Below are 15,747 nucleotides of genomic sequence, written 5' to 3' on the forward strand. Positions count from 1 at the left end.
GTAAAATAAAAGTCAATATCCTACATACAATAGAGGAATAGCATACGAAAGGGGAATAACTATTGAAGAAACTCGTATTTTTATCCGTCCTTTTGTCACTTATTTTTATTGCGGGATGTCAAGAACAGCCACAGCCCGATGAACGCCTTGAAACTTATGTAAAGCTGTGGAACGATCAGGAATATGAAAAAATGTACAGCGATTATCTCACTCAAAGTACCAAGGAAACTTATTCAACAGAAGATTTTAAGGACAGAGCCCAAAAGATTTATCAGGATTTTGACGTGAAGAACTTCGAAGTAACCTATCAAAAGCCCGAAGAAGAACAAGAGTGGGAAGATCAGGAGTCAGCAAAGTTTCCGGTTGTAATAAAAATGACCACTCTGGCAGGAGATATCGAGTATGAAAAAGAAGTAGAACTTATAAAAGAATCAAAAGATGACCAGGAAAACTGGTTCCTGAACTGGACACCTGAGTTGATCCTTCCAAACCTGGAGCAGAATGACAAAGTAAGGATACAAACGGTCCCGGCCAACCGCGGGGAAATTTATGACCGCAATGATAGGGCACTGGCAATTAATGGACAGGCATACGAAATAGGCGTAGTTCCGGAAAATTTTGAATTAGCAAATACCGGTAAAGCCGCTGAATTACTCGATATCACACCTGAATTCATTGAGGAGCAGATGAATCAAAGCTGGGTGCAGCCTGAACATTTCGTTCCTTTAAAGAAAATACCGATGTCCAACAGGGAGCTGGCTGTGGAATTGACGTCCATAGAAGGTGTGTTCAATCAAAAAGTGGAGGCACGTGAGTATCCGTATGCGGAAGCACTGGCTCATCTAGTCGGACATACAGGCAATATAACTGCTGAAGAATACGAGGAATTGAAGGGAAAAGGATATTCCGAACAAGCTGTTATAGGAAAAAGAGGCCTTGAGGAATTGTACGAAGAAAAGCTTAGAGGGCAAGATGGCAAGGTGATTTATATTGAAAAAGAAAATGGAGCCGTGGTTGATGTGGCTTCATCAGAAGTTATGCACGGTGAAAAAATCACTCTGACCATCGATGCCGAGGTGCAAAAGGGATTGTACGAACAAATGAAGGATGAAGCAGGCACGGCAGCAGCAGTGAATCCAAACACAGGTGAGGTCCTCTCATTGGTGAGTGTCCCATCCTTTGATCCAAATCAATTTGCACTGGGCATCTCCTCTAAGGATTATAAAGCGCTCCAGGATAACCCGGACAATCCTTTGACCAATCGCATTGTCAATGCTTATTCACCTGGATCTACCATGAAGGGAATAACAGCAGCAATCGGGCTAAATTCAGGAAAGCTGGATCCATCAAAAGCTTATACCATTGAAGGGAAGCAATGGCAGAAAGATAAATCATGGGGAGGATACAAAGTTACTCGAGTCTTTGACAACGATACAAATGTAGATTTAGAAAGTGCTCTTAAGTACTCAGACAATATTTATTTTGCCCGGGCAGGACTCGATATGGGAGCGGATTCCTTCCAGCAGGGACTGAAGAACTTCGGGTACGGCGAGGAAGTACCTTTCGAATATCCAATCACTTCCTCGCAGATAGCCAATGATGGAGCGATCTCTGAGGAAATCCTGCTTGCCGACTCGGCATATGGACAGGGACAGATTTTAATGAGTGTCCTTCACCTTGCCAACTCATACGGAGCCATCATTAATGATGGAATCATGATGAAACCGCTCCTTATAAATGGAGCAAAAGAAGAAGTCTGGAAAAATGACCTTCTATCCAAGGAAAATGCCGAACTGCTAAAAACGGACCTAAGAAAAGTAGTGACAGAGGGAATCGCGGGTAAAGCCGCAGTAGAAGGCAAGGCAATTGCCGGAAAAACAGGCACTGCCGAAATTAAATCAGAACAGGGTACAACCGGAAGCGAAAATGGCCTGTTCGTCAGCTATGATCAGAACAACCCGGAATTTGTACTGGCGATGCTGCTCGAAAATGTGGAAGAGAGCGGCGGTAGTACGCATACCGTCGAGGTCACCAAGCGATTCTACGAGAGCTGGTGACTGTCACGCCCCGAAATTTGTCGACAGGAATACATGGAATGAATTGCTAGCTTGTTGTAAGTTAGGATAAAGATTATCCGGGGCGTGACAGTCACCACCCGGTTTTTGTCGAATAAAAACAAGAACCGGGAAAAATTAAAATAAATTCTGAGACGCCCTACCTCCATACGTCGTCTAACCCTAGAGGGAGGAAACTACAACCATGCCCAAAATGTCTAAATCTAAGAAAACCGCACTATTTATATTAATCTTTCTACTATTAGGAACCGTTTCAGCCGGCTCGATTTATACTTATTTTAGTGAACAGGGAAACAGGGAGATGACTAATGACGCCAATACCCAGGGGGATGCAGCGGAAGAATACACCGAAGAGGAAACGCAGAATGAAACCAGCACAGAAAACCCATTCGGTGAACCATTCCTGTCACCTATTGATGAAACAGTAATGCAGCAGTATATCCATGCAATGAGCCACCAGAAGGTTGAAGCAAAGCAAAAGTGGTCCTTTTATGAAATGACAGACGAAAGAATTCTCTATTTATTAGGAGAGCTTGATAAAGGGGATTACGAGCACGAGCACGTCTACAGAGATATCCTGGTGAAATGGCAGGAAGGAAACTTCAGTGAAGTGGACCATGACCACAACGAAGTCTGGAGTCTGCAAGGAGGAACGGTGGGCGCAGCGAAAGGAATTCTTGCCCCACAAGAAGAAGAGGCGTACTTAAACAAACAGAAAAGAGAAAAACGATAAAAGCAGAGCAGGTGCAGTTTGGCGGCACCTGTTTTTTTAGTGGTGACAGTCACCACCCGGTTTTTGTCGATTTGTCGATCCCTCCTCGTGACAGTCACGACCCGAAAAATGTCGATGACTGTCTTTTTTATGAAGGATTTTCATTAGAAAGGTAGAATAATAGTAATAGCTTAATAAGAAAGGCAGGTGAAATAATGCCAAGAAAAAGAAGGGGAGAGTGGTCATCTGACCATTTTTACCATATTGTCACCCGGGGCAATCGAAGAGATCCCCTCGTCCAGGATGAGAGGGATGCCGACGCTTTCTTATCCATCCTCACCAAAGTCCACGAAAAGACGTCATTTGAAATGGCCTCCTTCTGCTTGATGACCAACCACTATCATTTACACATGCGATCCTCCCAGTATGATATGTCCAAAGTGATGGCTATGATTAACCGAAGATATTCCAGCTACTACAATACTCGGTATAATCTAACGGGACACGCCTATGAAGAAAGATTCTTTTCTGACAAGGTACCTGGCGTCATCAACAACATCCATCTAAGCCACTATATCCATATGAACCCGGTGAGGGCGAACATGGTGAGTGATCCGGCTGAGTACAGCTGGAGCTCCTATCAGTACTTCCACAACTTGTCCCTTCCTTACCCGACATTCTTCAGCCCGCTCCATATACTCGATTGCTACGGTGGAACAATCGCAGAGAAGCAAATGAAGTATCTGGAAAGCCTCGATCATTACAATGAAAAATTCCTGAGTAAAATTTAAAAGCTAAAAGCTATAATGAAAACACCGGCTTTCACTGCCCATAAGGAGTGGAGAAAGCCGGTGTTTTTTTTCGACATATTTCGGGGCGTGACAGTCACACCCCGGTTTCCTTACCCGACATTCTTCAGCCCCCTCCATATACTCGATTGCTACGACGGAACCATCGTAGAGCAGCAAGTGAAGTATCTGGAAAGCCTCGATCATTACAATGAAAAATTCCTGAGTAAAATATAAAAGCTAAAAGCTATAATGAAAACACCGGCTTTCACTGCCCATAAGGAGCGGAGAAAGCCGGTGTTTTTTTCGACATATTTCGGGGCGTGACAGTCACGCCCCGGTTGTTTTCAGCAGAACAAACCGCCACTCCAGGCTGATGGCTTGATTTATATGAAAAAAAGAGCCATCCTCACAGTCGGCTCCTAACAATTTTAAAGGAATTTCACTTTCTCCTTACTGACATTTTCAGAAATGAGCTGTTTTAACTTCTCCTTGTCAGCCTTGGAACTGAAATAGGAATTGGGAAGTAAAATCGCCTTATTTCTTGAAATATACATTTGGAACATATCCGGATGCTCGCGTACCTTGAGAATGTCGTTCCATTCAAGATAGTTTGTCGATTTCCTGATCTTCTGCTGAATTTCATCTGAAGAGAATATGTAGGTGATTTCATTCTTCAGAAGCTGGTCGCTCTTATACTCCTTGGCCGCCCGAAATTTGGTGAACACTTTTGCAAACACTAATAACACGGAAGAAATGACCGTAGCGAATATCAAGCCCAATATGATCGCAAACGTCCAATCCCAAAGATCTTGATTGATACTCCAGGTGCCTATTATAAAAATGGCTAGGAAAGTGACGAAGCCCGATAGTAAGACAATTCGGTTGAACTTCTTGATATGGTAGCGGTTATGGTTAATAAAATCATCCTTTGAAATCGTGCCACTCACTGTAAGGGAATCTCCGGCTATAGTAGAATTTTCCTGCTCCATATAAAATGACCTCCTTTCGTGGAAAAATTTCCATCCTAAGGATAGTATAGTATAGGAAGGGGTCCGCTGAAATAAATAATCCCTTGTACCAAAAATTGGCACAAAGGATTTCGTCTTCACAGAAATTTATTTTAAGCTATAAGATCCTGTGCTACCGCTGGAATTCCAATTATTTTAAGAAAATGAGATATCTTATTTAGTGCTAAGTATCTATATTCTTCGAAAATATCAATCTCTTTTAGGACAGCGTATTTGTTTCTCCTGAAGCTTTTAGGGCCATCGGAAGTGTTTTTTAAGGGGGAGTCTGTGAGTTTATATGTGTAAACTTTTGCTTCTCCAACCTTCATCTGTGATGTCTTGAACTCGAAGTGGAATACGATCGCCAATTCATCATCAATATAGGACGGAATCACCTTCATTTCAATCTCACTCATTTACTTTACCTCCCTGTTTCGTTGATATAAATAGATTAACAAATTTCCGGAAAAAGAGGATTGGCTCTATAGGAGGAAAAGGAAGTAAATAAGGCCGGTTTTGAATGAAAAACATTCATTTTCTTGTATTATTATAACTTCGGGCATATTCTTAAAAGAATAATTAGTTAGTAGGAAAGAGAGGTACAATGGAAGGAGAAGGTCAATCAAACCGTTAAGTGAAATAAAAAACACTCCCCGATTTGGAAGTGCCTTTACTCAACTGTATGTCATTTATGCGATTAATACACCGGTGGAAGTTCTGCTGAATATACTGGCGGAAGCTCCGCTGAATATACTGGCGGAAGTTCGGCCTTATAAACCGGTGGAAGTTCTGCTTGATATACTGGTGGAAGTTCTACTTTATTTAGAGCAGTGCTGGCTGCAGAGCTGGAAGCTGCAAATCCTAAAACTAAAACCGAAGCGGCTAATAAACCAATAAGTTTTTTCTTCATGGGTACTTCCTCCCTTTGTCTATTTCAAATTCTTTCGTTAAAATGATGATATCATTTATAGTATTATTAAAGCACAAATTGTATTAGCATGCTTTATCGGTCTCGAGCCTTTATAACCAATTTAAGACTACATATTAAGTAATTTCTCTTGTTTTCTACAAAAAATATAACTTTAGGAATATTTTTAAGGGGTTTTTAAGATGGACTTTTCGGCTGTAGGAAAAAAATTAAAGAATTACGTAAGAATATCGGATTATCTCAAGAAGAACTCGCTGAAGGAATATGTACACAGGCGCAAATCAGTAAGATAGAGAAGGGTGACGTCTATCCGTACGCCTCCACCTTATATCAGATCTCGCAAAAGCTGGGAGTCGACGTCAACTATTTCTTCGATATTGGTATGACTCCCCGCCTCGATTATGTGGAAGAAGTGATGAAACAGCTTAAGCTGGCGAGAAGAGCTTTGAGGTATCAGGATGTCAAGGACCTTGTCGAGACGGAGATGGAGAACCCGCTCTTCATGAATAATAAGAAGAATCTTCAGCTGCTGCTATGGCACAGGGGAATCTACCAATTCGAGCTGTATAAGAAAGTGGATGAATCCATTGCGACGCTGAGGTCAGCTATCCATCTCACCCATACATCAGATAAGGTATGGACGGAGAGGGAAATAGAGATATTGCTGACCTCTGGTGTGATCTATTCAGAGGTCGATGAGCTGGAAAAAGCGCTGGAAGTATACTCCGAAGCCAAAGAGCATATACATCTTCTGCCCTATTTATCTGATTATACTATCAAAACCCGTCTTTACTATAATATCGCCAGGGTATTAACGCGGTTAAAGAAAATCGAAGAATCAACCACGTATTGTAAAGAAGCCATCCACTTCTGCATCAACAAAGACAATATGTATCTACTTGGAGAACTTCATTATCAGATAGGCTATAACTTCGAGTTGAGGGGCAATAAGGATGAAGCCTTGAAATATTTGAAGAAAGCCAAAATTGTCTTTGAACTTCAAGAGGATGAAAAATATATTAAATTCATTTCGCAAAAAGTGAATGATCTTTTACCAAAGTAAGGGATTTGTAAGGGATTTGTTAAGTTACTCTACCGGAAGAATCATCGTGCCTCTTAGCTGATAGAATGAAGTAAACGGAGTTTCCATTTCTTCTTATATAAGGGGAGGCATTGATATTGAAGGTTACGGTAATCGGAACTGGGTATGTGGGCCTTGTAACGGGAGCGGCTCTTGCTGACATAGGTCACAGGGTCACTTGTATGGACATTGATGAAGAAAAATTAAGACATTGCAATCCGGGAGATCCCCGATCTACGAACCCGGAATGGAAGAGATGCTGAAGAGAAACCTGAAGGAAGGACGTCTTTTCTTCACCAGCGATTTCAGGCAAGCCTGTTCAGGTGCTGAGATCATTTTCATAGCTGTAGGGACCCCTCCAAATGCTGATGGATCAGCCAACCTTTCTTTCATTAAAAGTGCTGCAGAAAACGTAGCACACTATATAGATGAGGAAGGCGTGCTGATTGTAACCAAAAGCACGGTTCCGGTGGGGACCAACAGGAAAGTGAAGGAATGGATCTCGGCAGAGTTAAAACAAACCATTCACTTCGATGTCGTTTCCAACCCGGAATTCCTGAGAGAAGGGTCAGCTATTAAGGACACCTTTGAGGCGGACCGGATTGTCATTGGTGCTTCATCTGAAGAAGCGGCAGGCAAACTGGAAAAACTTTATCAGCCATTCAAGACCGTTATAGTAAAAACCTCAATAGAAAGTGCCGAAATGATTAAGTATGCCTCCAATGCTTTTCTTGCTGCCAAAATCAGCTTTATCAACGAGATTTCCAATCTGTGCGAAAGTTTGGATGCGGACATAGAAGAGGTGGCCAAAGGAATGGGAATGGACCACCGGATCGGATCTGCCTTTCTTAAGGCGGGGATCGGCTACGGAGGCTCCTGCTTTCCTAAGGATACCAATGCCCTGGTCCAACTCGCAGGAGGGATCCAGCATCACTTTGAATTACTGGAATCGGTGATCAGGGTTAACGCCAAACAACAAACCAAGCTGGTGGATAGTGCGATTGAGCACCTGGGCGGATTGAACGGAAAACAAATTGCTCTATTGGGACTGTCATTTAAGCCTAATACCGATGATATCCGGGAGGCAGCTTCCATTGAGATGATTCAAGAATTACTGGACCATGGAGCTGATATTGAAGTATATGATCCTGCAGCCATGCACCATGTGAAGAAGATTTTCGGAAACAAGATCAGCTATGCGGAAAATCCAATGGGGGCTGTGTACCAGAAGGACCTTGTCTTCATTGTGACGGAATGGGAGGAATTCAGGACATTAAGAATGGAAAGCCTCATCAAAGGTATGAAGACACCCGTCATCCTGGATGGAAGGAACTGCTTCAGTCTGGAGGAAGCACGAGGGGTGATTGCGGACTATATATCCATTGGCAGACCCAAAGTCCTTAATTACTCGAAAATACAAGCAGCCAGCCAATGAAAGGGTTCTAAGCCCTTCTTGGCTGGCTGCCTCATTTATGAAGCGAACTGGTGACCGGCCATCACAACTCCAAGTGATCTTTCATACGTTCCCGTATTTCCATTAATTCTTCATCGGGTACGACATAATACCAAATGCCTTCAATCGTTTCACCTGAACCACCATCGATATTGATTTGTTCAATATCCTTGGCAGCTGATTTATAATGCTTCTGAATGTCGACCATTTCTTCAAAGGTTAAGTTGGTTTTGACGTTATTTCCTAAAGCCTTGAACACATTATCAAACTTCCAGAGGGTGGAGACGCTGGCACCTCTGTCGATGATTCCCTGTATGACCTCCCGCTGGCGCAGCTGACGCCCGAAGTCGCCGCGCGGATCATCCTTGCGCATCCTTGCGAAAGCCAAGGCTTCTTCACCGTTCAACTCCAATTCACCTTTGCGGAAGTCATGGCCATTATAAGAGAAAGACAGATCATTATTGACCGTGACTCCTCCCACGGCGTCGACAATCTCCTGAAACCCTTCCATATTGATTGTCGTATAATAATCAATGGGGATGTCAAGAAAATTTTCAGCCGTTTCCATAGCCATTTCTACACCTCCGAAGGCATAGGCATGATTTATCTTATCTTTGAATCCTTTGCCGACAATCTCGGTCAAGGTATCCCGGGGGATGCTTACCATCTTGACGGACTCCTGCTTGGGATTAACAGTCAAAACAATGAGTGAATCAGAACGGCCGGCGTCGTTCTCCCGCTCATCGACTCCGAGGAGGAGCACGGAAAAGGGGTCTTTTTTATTAAACGCCACATCCTCCTGCCTCTTATCGGACTTCTCACGGTCGATCGGTGAATGCATGGATTCCACGCTTTTATTTAAGGTGTGGTAGACATAATAAGCATAGGCGCCGCCGATAATAAGGAATAGTCCTACAATCATTCCTACGATACGAAGCCATCGCCGTTTCCGTTTACGGTGTTTCTCACTTCTCATATAAAAAACCCTCTCGCTATCGTAATGAACATCTACTGCAGTCGATCTCCAATCGTACTCTCTACTATTCATACTACCCTTATCCTAAAAGGATTACTCTTGAGAAGCCTCTAGAGCTGCAGGTGAAAAAGCTGTTTACATCTACATTGCTCACTTGGAAAAACTTCAATAATCAAATTTCCCTTGCATACTAAGGTTCTCATTATAAGGCTAGTATATCAGATATCGACGGAGTACTATGGCGTCGTTATCTTCCCGCTATCATATTAAGCAGCCTTAAGAAAAAGCCCCAAAAAAGACTTCCACCGGGAAGCCTCATTAATCAATTTTCATATGCTCTTTAAATAGATCTTGAATGCGGGTGATTTCTGTGTCAGGAATCACATAGTAATAAATTCCGTCAATCTTGGTCCCGGATCCATCCTGGATTTGAATTTGATCGATCGTAGCGGATGCTGCTTTGTAATGCTTTTGGATATCAACCATCTCATCGAATGTCAGGTTGGTTTTAATATTCTTCCCAAGGGCATCGAAAATATTATCAAAATTCCATAAGCTTGAGACGCTGGCACCCTCTTTAATGACTGCCTGGATGATTTGACGCTGTCTCAGTTGTCTTCCGAAATCATTGCGTGGATCTTCATAACGCATACGGGAAAAAGCCAGTGCTTCTTTTCCATTCAATGTCAGTTCACCTTCAGGGAATGTAAAGCCTTCATATTCAAACGACAGGTCATTTTGGACAGTAACCCCGCCTACTGCATTGACGATTTCCTGAAAGCCCTCCATATTGATCTGAACGAAATAATCAATCGGGATATCAATAAGATTCTCAACAGTGTCCATCGCCATTTCCACTCCCCCAAATGCATAGGAGTGATTAATTTTGTCTTTTATTCCTTTTCCGACTATTTCTGTAAGGGTATCTCTTGGGATGCTGATCATCTTGACGGACTTCAATTCAGGGTTGACAGACAGGACAATCATGGAATCTGAACGTCCTTTGTCATTCTCCCTCTCATCCACACCCATCAGCAGGACGGAAAAAGGCTCTCTGTAGTTAAACTGAATATCCTCTGTTCTTTTGGTGGATTTCTCACGGTCAATGGGGTTATGCATCGTTTCGACTGCTTTATTTATAGAATGATAGACACTATAGGCATAGGCTCCGCCGCTGAACAGCATAATCAATAGGATAACTCCGGTGATCATAAGCCATTTGCGCTTTCTGCCTGCTCGTTTACTGCTTCTCATCACGTATACCTCACTTAATTTAATGGACTAAAATACAGAATAGCAAATTAATGGAGAAATAGATAGACGGTAAGATAAAAAAATAACCTTCAGCTGGTGAAGGTTATTCTGCAATAAAGTAAGACGTCAGGAAATCCGCCCAGATTTCGTGTCCCTTTTCATTGGGCTCATCTTGGGAAGAGTTAACATAATCTTTAAGTTCTTCATCTTCAAGGGCTGGCCAAGCAGTCCAATGGTCTAAATAAGGAATAGAGCTGCTTTCAGCAAATGCTTGAAGTTCCCCCACCTGGATAGGATAATAGGTTGCCCCGAAGATAGGGTGGGTCGGCTGCAGGATAAGAGCAGCCTCTTCATTAGCCGCCTGCAGGTTGGAAAGGAAAATGTCTATACTGTCATGGTTGTCACTTGGAGCTACTGCGCCGCTGTTGTCATTGAGGGAGAAAGGCTCATACAAAATCAAGTCAGGAGCAAAATCCAGGACTTCTTCCGATTGTGAGCTGTTAATGAATTCAATGGAAGTGGTATCGTATTCGAATAGCTCAACCTCTAACAGATCGCCATAAGCTTCTTGAAGATTGGTCTTCAGCTGTTCGCTCCATCCTCCGTCCTCGGCGCCGAGAGCAGAAGATCCTACTACAGCCATTTTAAATGGTTCATTAGACATGGTCTTGCTGATGAAATGAGCTTTTCCTTCCTCAGGCCAATTGGCAATAAGGTCAGAGTAATGTTTTGAAGTGGTTTCCGGTTCAGTCTCCTGAGAAGAGTTCTCCTGAAGTGCGTCAGACGTTCCTTCTGCTTCCACCGCACTGGCGAGGGGAGAAACAGCCGTCCGATGCTGATAATGCACATAGCCGAACACAAGAAAAGCTATGGAAAAGATGGTGAGAATGATGAGAAAGAAATTTTTCACGATAAGGATCTCCTTCTATATAAGAATATAAGTAATTATTACCAAACTGAGATTAACCCTATTATTTAACAAAAAAATGTAGTTTAATTGAAAGGGTGTTAAAACATGACAATTATATTAAAATTATGACAAGAAACAACAAAGAAAACAATAGCATATGCTATAATACTTCATATTTTTATTTTTAGGAGGATACGAATGGAAGAAACAATCAGTTTAAAGGAATTAATGGGGACGCTGAAGAAGCGCATCCGTTTGATCATATTGATCACATTAACGGCAATTGTCGTCAGCGGGGCGGTCAGCTTCTTTCTCTTAACGCCAATCTATCAATCTTCCACACAGCTGCTGGTTAACCAGTCAAAGAGCGACCAGCCGGCGTTTGATGTGAATGATATACGAACGAACCTGGAACTCATCAATACTTATAACGTTATTATCAAGAGCCCGGCCATACTGGATAAGGTATCAGAGAACCTGAATATAGAGCGGGGGACATTGAACGATAAGATCACCGTCGTGAGCGAGAATCAATCACAGGTACTAACCGTATCAGTAACAGACCCAGACCCGAATGAGGCAGCAGACATCGCCAATGAAGTAGCTTCAGTGTTTCAAGAGGAAATTCCAAACATCATGAATGTGGATAACGTGAGCGTACTTGCACAGGCAGAAGTAGGAGAGAATCAGTCTCCGATCAAACCGCAGCCTGTTCTTAACATTGCTATTGCTATGGTCGTAGGTCTTATGGCTGGTGTCGGCTTGGCTTTCCTGTTAGAATACCTGGACAATACAATTAAAACAGAGCAGGATGTAGAGAAAATCCTCGGGCTTCCTGTACTGGGATCCATTACAACCATTAATGATGAAGAAGCGGAGAAAATTTCAAGCCGCACTGATAGAAAATCCCGTGGAAGAGGTGAATCCGTTGGCTCTAAATAAAATGAAGAAGCAAATGCTGAATACGAAGAGAAAGCTTATAACAAAAACAAGTCCCAAGTCACCGATCACCGAACAGTACCGGACGATCCGGACCAATATCAACTTTTCGGCAGTAGACAGGGAAATCAAGACTCTCATGGTCACGTCAGCTGGTCCCGGTGAAGGAAAGTCGACAACGGCAGCTAACTTAGCGGTCGTATTCGCCCAGCAGGGGAAGAAAGTTCTGCTGGTGGATGGTGATATGAGAAAGCCGACTGCTCATTATACATTCGGCCTCAATAATACATTTGGCTTGACGACAGTATTGACGAAGCAAAAGTCACTTCAGGAGACAAGAGTAGAATCGGATGTCGAAAACCTGTACCTGCTGACTTGTGGACCTGTGCCGCCTAACCCGGCTGAGCTTTTGAGCTCCAATGCGATGAGGGAATTCCTGGCAGAGGCAGGCAGCCAGTTTGATTTAGTCATTTTCGATACACCGCCGGTATTGACCGTAACGGACGGACAGGTACTGGCAAATCTATGTGATTCTACAATCCTAGTGGTCAGTTCCGGTACGACTGACAGAGAGGGTGCTGTCAAAGCGAAGGAACTGCTGGATTCAGCCAAAGCCAAGATCGTCGGTGTTGTGCTGAATAACCGAAAGTTGGAAGCTACCAATTATTACTATTATTATGGAAAAAATTAACCACGATTCGACAAATTTCCCCTGTTGTCATTAACTAGAAAGAAAATTACAATTGGAATATGTCGAAAGTTCGAACGGGTAAGTCATTTGGAGGAGGACAACGATGATAGACATCCACAGCCATATACTGCCGGGAATAGATGATGGGGCAAAGTCACTGGATGACAGCCTGGAAATGGCAAAGGCGGCAGTGAAAGAGGGAATTACGACCATCATTGCGACTCCTCACCACATGAATGGAAAGTATGAAAATGACAAAGTAACAATTCTTCCATTAGTGGAGGAGCTGAATAGAGAAATAGAAAAAGAGGGTATCCCGCTGAAGGTTCTTCCTGGACAGGAAACGAGAATTTACGGTGAATTGGTAGAGGACTACAGAGAAGGAAAGCTTTTGACTCTGGGAGAGAGCACTTCCTATCTCTTTATCGAGTTTCCATCAAGTTCTGTTCCGCGTTACGCGGACAGGCTGCTGTTTGATCTTCAGCAGGAAGGGATTACACCTGTCATCGTTCATCCCGAGAGGAATGCTGAACTGATCGAGAGGCCCGAGAAGCTCTATAAGCTGGTGAAGAACGGGGCACTTACACAAGTGACCGGAGCGAGCCTGACAGGATACTTCGGAAAGAAGATCCAGAAGTTCTCTCATCAGATGATTGAGTCGAATCTGACTCACTTCATCGCCTCGGATGCCCATAATACAACTTCAAGAACCTTCAAGATGGAAGAAGCAATGAATGATATGGAAAAAAGGTACGGAGTGGACATGATCTATTACTTTACGGAAAACGCCGAATTGCTGGTCGATCACAAAACCGTCTACCGGGAAATCCCGGAGCCAATCAAAAAGAAGAAGTTCCTGGGCCTTTTTTAAAACAAATAAACTAGCCTACAAGCTAGTTTTTGTTATGCATACAGACATTGTGAAAATTTTAACAATTTCTTAACATTGTAATAAAAGTTAGAAAGTAACGGCTATGTCTCCTACCCGCTATCGTTGGAGGCACTCGACCATGCTGTAAACTGACTACTAGATGGGTGCCATTTAATTATTTATCCAAATGTCATTGTAATAAATCAATTAACAAAATCAGAATGATGAAATAAACAGAAGGTAGTGAGATACACTTAATTAGCATGCTTCGCTAGAAAGATTGAAAGATATACAGAAGTAAGGGTAGATTTGTTATGAATTCTGAAACATAAAGTCATACGTTCTGCTAAAAGTGGACTCCAGATTTTCGCTAAAGTGATTGAGGAAATTAAGGGAAACAACTTTCATAATAATAGTAGGCAGTCAGCTTATTGAACATCATATTATATATCTCGGTAAATAATTAAACGTGATTCCATATATAGAACTTTATTCTAATAGAAAGCATTAGTTAAAGGTGAAATATCCCATTAAGTCATAATTAGTAAAGAGAGAAATACAAAATAAAAATATTTACAAGATAAGCTAGTTTGAAGGTAGAAATGAAAAATACCAATATTAAGAAAACGAAAAATACGGAACAAGTTATAAAGAGGTGAAATAAGTGTCTTTCAGAAAGGTTAATAATAACATATATGATGAGTTTTCAGAAGCTATAGATAGAGTATTAGAGAAAGAAGTTACATATATTAACTCCTATTACAATTTTTCGAAACGAATAATGGATGTTATATTGGCGTTAATAGGACTTATCCTAACACTCCCTATTCTCATATTTTTTTGTTTAGCAATTAAGCTAGAGACACCAGGCCCTGCTTTTTACTTACAAGAGAGAGTGGGGCATAACGGTAAGTATTTTAGAGTGATTAAACTGCGTTCGATGGGAATGGATGCCGAGAAAAAAGGAGCGCAATGGGCAGAAAGAAATGACCCTCGTATAACGAGGATAGGTAATTTTATAAGAAAAACAAGGATTGATGAAATCCCTCAGTTGATTAATGTATTACATGGGGATATGAGTATGATTGGACCGCGTCCAGAAAGACCAATGTTTACTGCCCAATTCAACGAGGATATTCCAGGTTTTGTGAAGCGTTTAGTAGTTAAACCTGGAGTTACAGGTTGGGCTCAAATTAACGGGGGGTACGAAATTACTCCTAATGAGAAGTTAGAGCTTGATTTGTATTATATTGAAAATATGAACCTGGCTTTAGATTGCAAGATTCTTTTGTATACCATTAAAGTGGTGTTCTCTGGAGAGGGAGCTAGGTAAGTATACTTTACTCTCTCCTCGTAGGAATATGATAAATACAATGATTTACTTATACTAATTGTCTTAACTTAATTGAGATTTAATAATAATTAAGTATAAGGTAATAAGCAGGGGAATAGTCATTAAAAACTTTAAGGGAGTATTGATTTTGAAAATATTATATATAATTACTAGGTCAACATGGGGTGGTGCTCAAGCCCATGTTTTTGACTTAGTAAATGAATTTAAAAAAAGAGGCAATGAATGTGTAGTAGTTATAGGAGAAAGTGGTGATCTTCAAAAAAGGCTTGTAGATGCAGATATAAAGGTCATTATTCTTAAAAATCTTTTGAGGGAAATTAACCCACTCACAGATATAAAAGGAATTTGGGAATTGTGTAAGGTTATCAAAAGGGAACGTCCCTCAGTGATTCATGCACATTCTTCTAAAGCGGGAATAGTAGGAAGAATTGCTGCACGCATCACTAGAATACCCGTTGTTTTCACTGTACACGGATGGTCCTTTACAGAGGGTGTAGGCGACATGAAGAGAAAAATATACTTGTTAGTAGAGAAACTTATGGCGAATATAACTGACAAATTTATATGCGTTTCGGACTTTGATAAGGAATTAGCAATTAGGTATAAAGTCTCCACAGATCAGAAATTAGTTGCTATTCATAATGGTATACCCTATGTAGCACGACAACAAAGGAAAGAAAATAAACAGAAAGAAAATTAAAACTT

General features: G+C 41.8%; 16 protein-coding genes and 2 pseudogenes. 12 read left to right on the plus strand and 6 right to left on the minus strand.

Translation table 11 applies throughout. The features are described 5' to 3' along the window. Positions 1 to 62 precede the first annotated feature (62 nt). The 4 genes from B9Z54_RS10405 (at position 63) to B9Z54_RS24805 (ending at position 3,812) form a co-directional block, all read left to right on the plus strand. Positions 63 to 2,057 carry a penicillin-binding transpeptidase domain-containing protein gene (locus tag B9Z54_RS10405; protein ID WP_113928331.1) on the plus strand — a complete coding sequence of 665 codons (1,995 nt, stop codon included), beginning with the start codon at positions 63 to 65 and terminating at the stop codon, positions 2,055 to 2,057. A 211-nt stretch (positions 2,058 to 2,268) separates the two neighbouring features. Then, the gene (locus B9Z54_RS10410) at positions 2,269 to 2,808 is read left to right on the plus strand and encodes a DUF6241 domain-containing protein (protein WP_148955124.1); all 540 of its coding nucleotides are present in this window, start codon (positions 2,269 to 2,271) and stop codon (positions 2,806 to 2,808) included. 194 nt (positions 2,809 to 3,002) lie between these two features. Beyond that, positions 3,003 to 3,578 carry a transposase gene (locus tag B9Z54_RS10415; RefSeq protein WP_113928333.1) on the plus strand — a complete coding sequence of 192 codons (576 nt, stop codon included), beginning with the start codon at positions 3,003 to 3,005 and terminating at the stop codon, positions 3,576 to 3,578. Positions 3,579 to 3,665: 87 nt separating this feature from the next. Beyond that, on the plus strand, positions 3,666 to 3,812 hold the full coding sequence (locus B9Z54_RS24805; protein WP_162785168.1) for a hypothetical protein: 147 nt from the start codon (positions 3,666 to 3,668) through the stop codon (positions 3,810 to 3,812). Between the two features lie 194 nt (positions 3,813 to 4,006). Here the strand turns inward: B9Z54_RS24805 and B9Z54_RS10420 are convergent, their stop codons facing one another. The 3 genes from B9Z54_RS10420 to B9Z54_RS10430 form a co-directional block, all read right to left on the minus strand. Continuing rightward, positions 4,007 to 4,567: a YcxB family protein gene (locus tag B9Z54_RS10420; protein ID WP_113928334.1), complete on the minus strand. Its 561-nt coding sequence runs from the start codon at positions 4,565 to 4,567 to the stop codon at positions 4,007 to 4,009. A gap of 131 nt (positions 4,568 to 4,698) precedes the next feature. After that, complete coding sequence (locus B9Z54_RS10425; protein ID WP_113928335.1) at positions 4,699 to 5,001, minus strand: hypothetical protein; 303 nt, start codon at positions 4,999 to 5,001, stop codon at positions 4,699 to 4,701. Positions 5,002 to 5,282: 281 nt separating this feature from the next. Beyond that, a complete protein-coding gene (locus B9Z54_RS10430; RefSeq protein WP_113928336.1) occupies positions 5,283 to 5,495 on the minus strand; it encodes a hypothetical protein in 213 nt (70 codons plus the stop codon). A 280-nt stretch (positions 5,496 to 5,775) separates the two neighbouring features. Between B9Z54_RS10430 and B9Z54_RS25680 the strand changes: the two are divergent. From B9Z54_RS25680 to B9Z54_RS10440, 3 genes and pseudogenes are all read left to right on the plus strand, one after another. After that, positions 5,776 to 5,826, plus strand: a pseudogene (locus B9Z54_RS25680) (hypothetical protein); the annotation flags it as partial. Between the two features lie 102 nt (positions 5,827 to 5,928). Beyond that, the gene (locus B9Z54_RS10435) at positions 5,929 to 6,576 is read left to right on the plus strand and encodes an XRE family transcriptional regulator (protein ID WP_240189878.1); all 648 of its coding nucleotides are present in this window, start codon (positions 5,929 to 5,931) and stop codon (positions 6,574 to 6,576) included. A 116-nt stretch (positions 6,577 to 6,692) separates the two neighbouring features. Further along, positions 6,693 to 8,029 (plus strand): annotated as a pseudogene (locus B9Z54_RS10440) (UDP-glucose dehydrogenase family protein). A gap of 61 nt (positions 8,030 to 8,090) precedes the next feature. Here B9Z54_RS10440 and tagU (B9Z54_RS10445) read toward each other — a convergent pair. The 3 genes from tagU (B9Z54_RS10445) to B9Z54_RS10455 form a co-directional block, all read right to left on the minus strand. After that, positions 8,091 to 9,023 carry a polyisoprenyl-teichoic acid--peptidoglycan teichoic acid transferase TagU gene (gene tagU / locus B9Z54_RS10445; RefSeq protein WP_113928337.1) on the minus strand — a complete coding sequence of 311 codons (933 nt, stop codon included), beginning with the start codon at positions 9,021 to 9,023 and terminating at the stop codon, positions 8,091 to 8,093. Positions 9,024 to 9,341: 318 nt separating this feature from the next. Next, a complete protein-coding gene (gene tagU / locus B9Z54_RS10450; RefSeq protein WP_113928338.1) occupies positions 9,342 to 10,277 on the minus strand; it encodes a polyisoprenyl-teichoic acid--peptidoglycan teichoic acid transferase TagU in 936 nt (311 codons plus the stop codon). Between the two features lie 103 nt (positions 10,278 to 10,380). Then, on the minus strand, positions 10,381 to 11,187 hold the full coding sequence (locus B9Z54_RS10455) for an SGNH/GDSL hydrolase family protein (protein WP_113928339.1): 807 nt from the start codon (positions 11,185 to 11,187) through the stop codon (positions 10,381 to 10,383). A gap of 198 nt (positions 11,188 to 11,385) precedes the next feature. Between B9Z54_RS10455 and B9Z54_RS10460 the strand changes: the two genes are divergently transcribed. The 5 genes from B9Z54_RS10460 to B9Z54_RS10480 all read left to right on the plus strand — a co-directional run bounded on the left by B9Z54_RS10460 (position 11,386) and on the right by B9Z54_RS10480 (position 15,742). Next, on the plus strand, positions 11,386 to 12,129 hold the full coding sequence (locus B9Z54_RS10460) for a YveK family protein (RefSeq protein ID WP_113928340.1): 744 nt from the start codon (positions 11,386 to 11,388) through the stop codon (positions 12,127 to 12,129). A gap of 1 nt (position 12,130) precedes the next feature. Beyond that, positions 12,131 to 12,817 carry a CpsD/CapB family tyrosine-protein kinase gene (locus B9Z54_RS10465; protein WP_113928493.1) on the plus strand — a complete coding sequence of 229 codons (687 nt, stop codon included), beginning with the start codon at positions 12,131 to 12,133 and terminating at the stop codon, positions 12,815 to 12,817. A 103-nt stretch (positions 12,818 to 12,920) separates the two neighbouring features. Continuing rightward, positions 12,921 to 13,688: a tyrosine-protein phosphatase gene (locus tag B9Z54_RS10470; RefSeq protein WP_113928341.1), complete on the plus strand. Its 768-nt coding sequence runs from the start codon at positions 12,921 to 12,923 to the stop codon at positions 13,686 to 13,688. A gap of 715 nt (positions 13,689 to 14,403) precedes the next feature. Continuing rightward, on the plus strand, positions 14,404 to 15,021 hold the full coding sequence (locus tag B9Z54_RS10475) for a sugar transferase (RefSeq protein ID WP_481747790.1): 618 nt from the start codon (positions 14,404 to 14,406) through the stop codon (positions 15,019 to 15,021). Positions 15,022 to 15,169: 148 nt separating this feature from the next. Then, entirely contained in the window at positions 15,170 to 15,742 is a 573-nt protein-coding gene (locus tag B9Z54_RS10480; RefSeq protein WP_162785169.1) for a glycosyltransferase, read from the plus strand. Positions 15,743 to 15,747 lie beyond the last annotated feature (5 nt).

It is taken from the genome of Bacillus sp. P14.5 (assembly GCF_003316765.1).
GTDB lineage: Bacteria > Bacillota > Bacilli > Bacillales > Bacillaceae_B > Rossellomorea.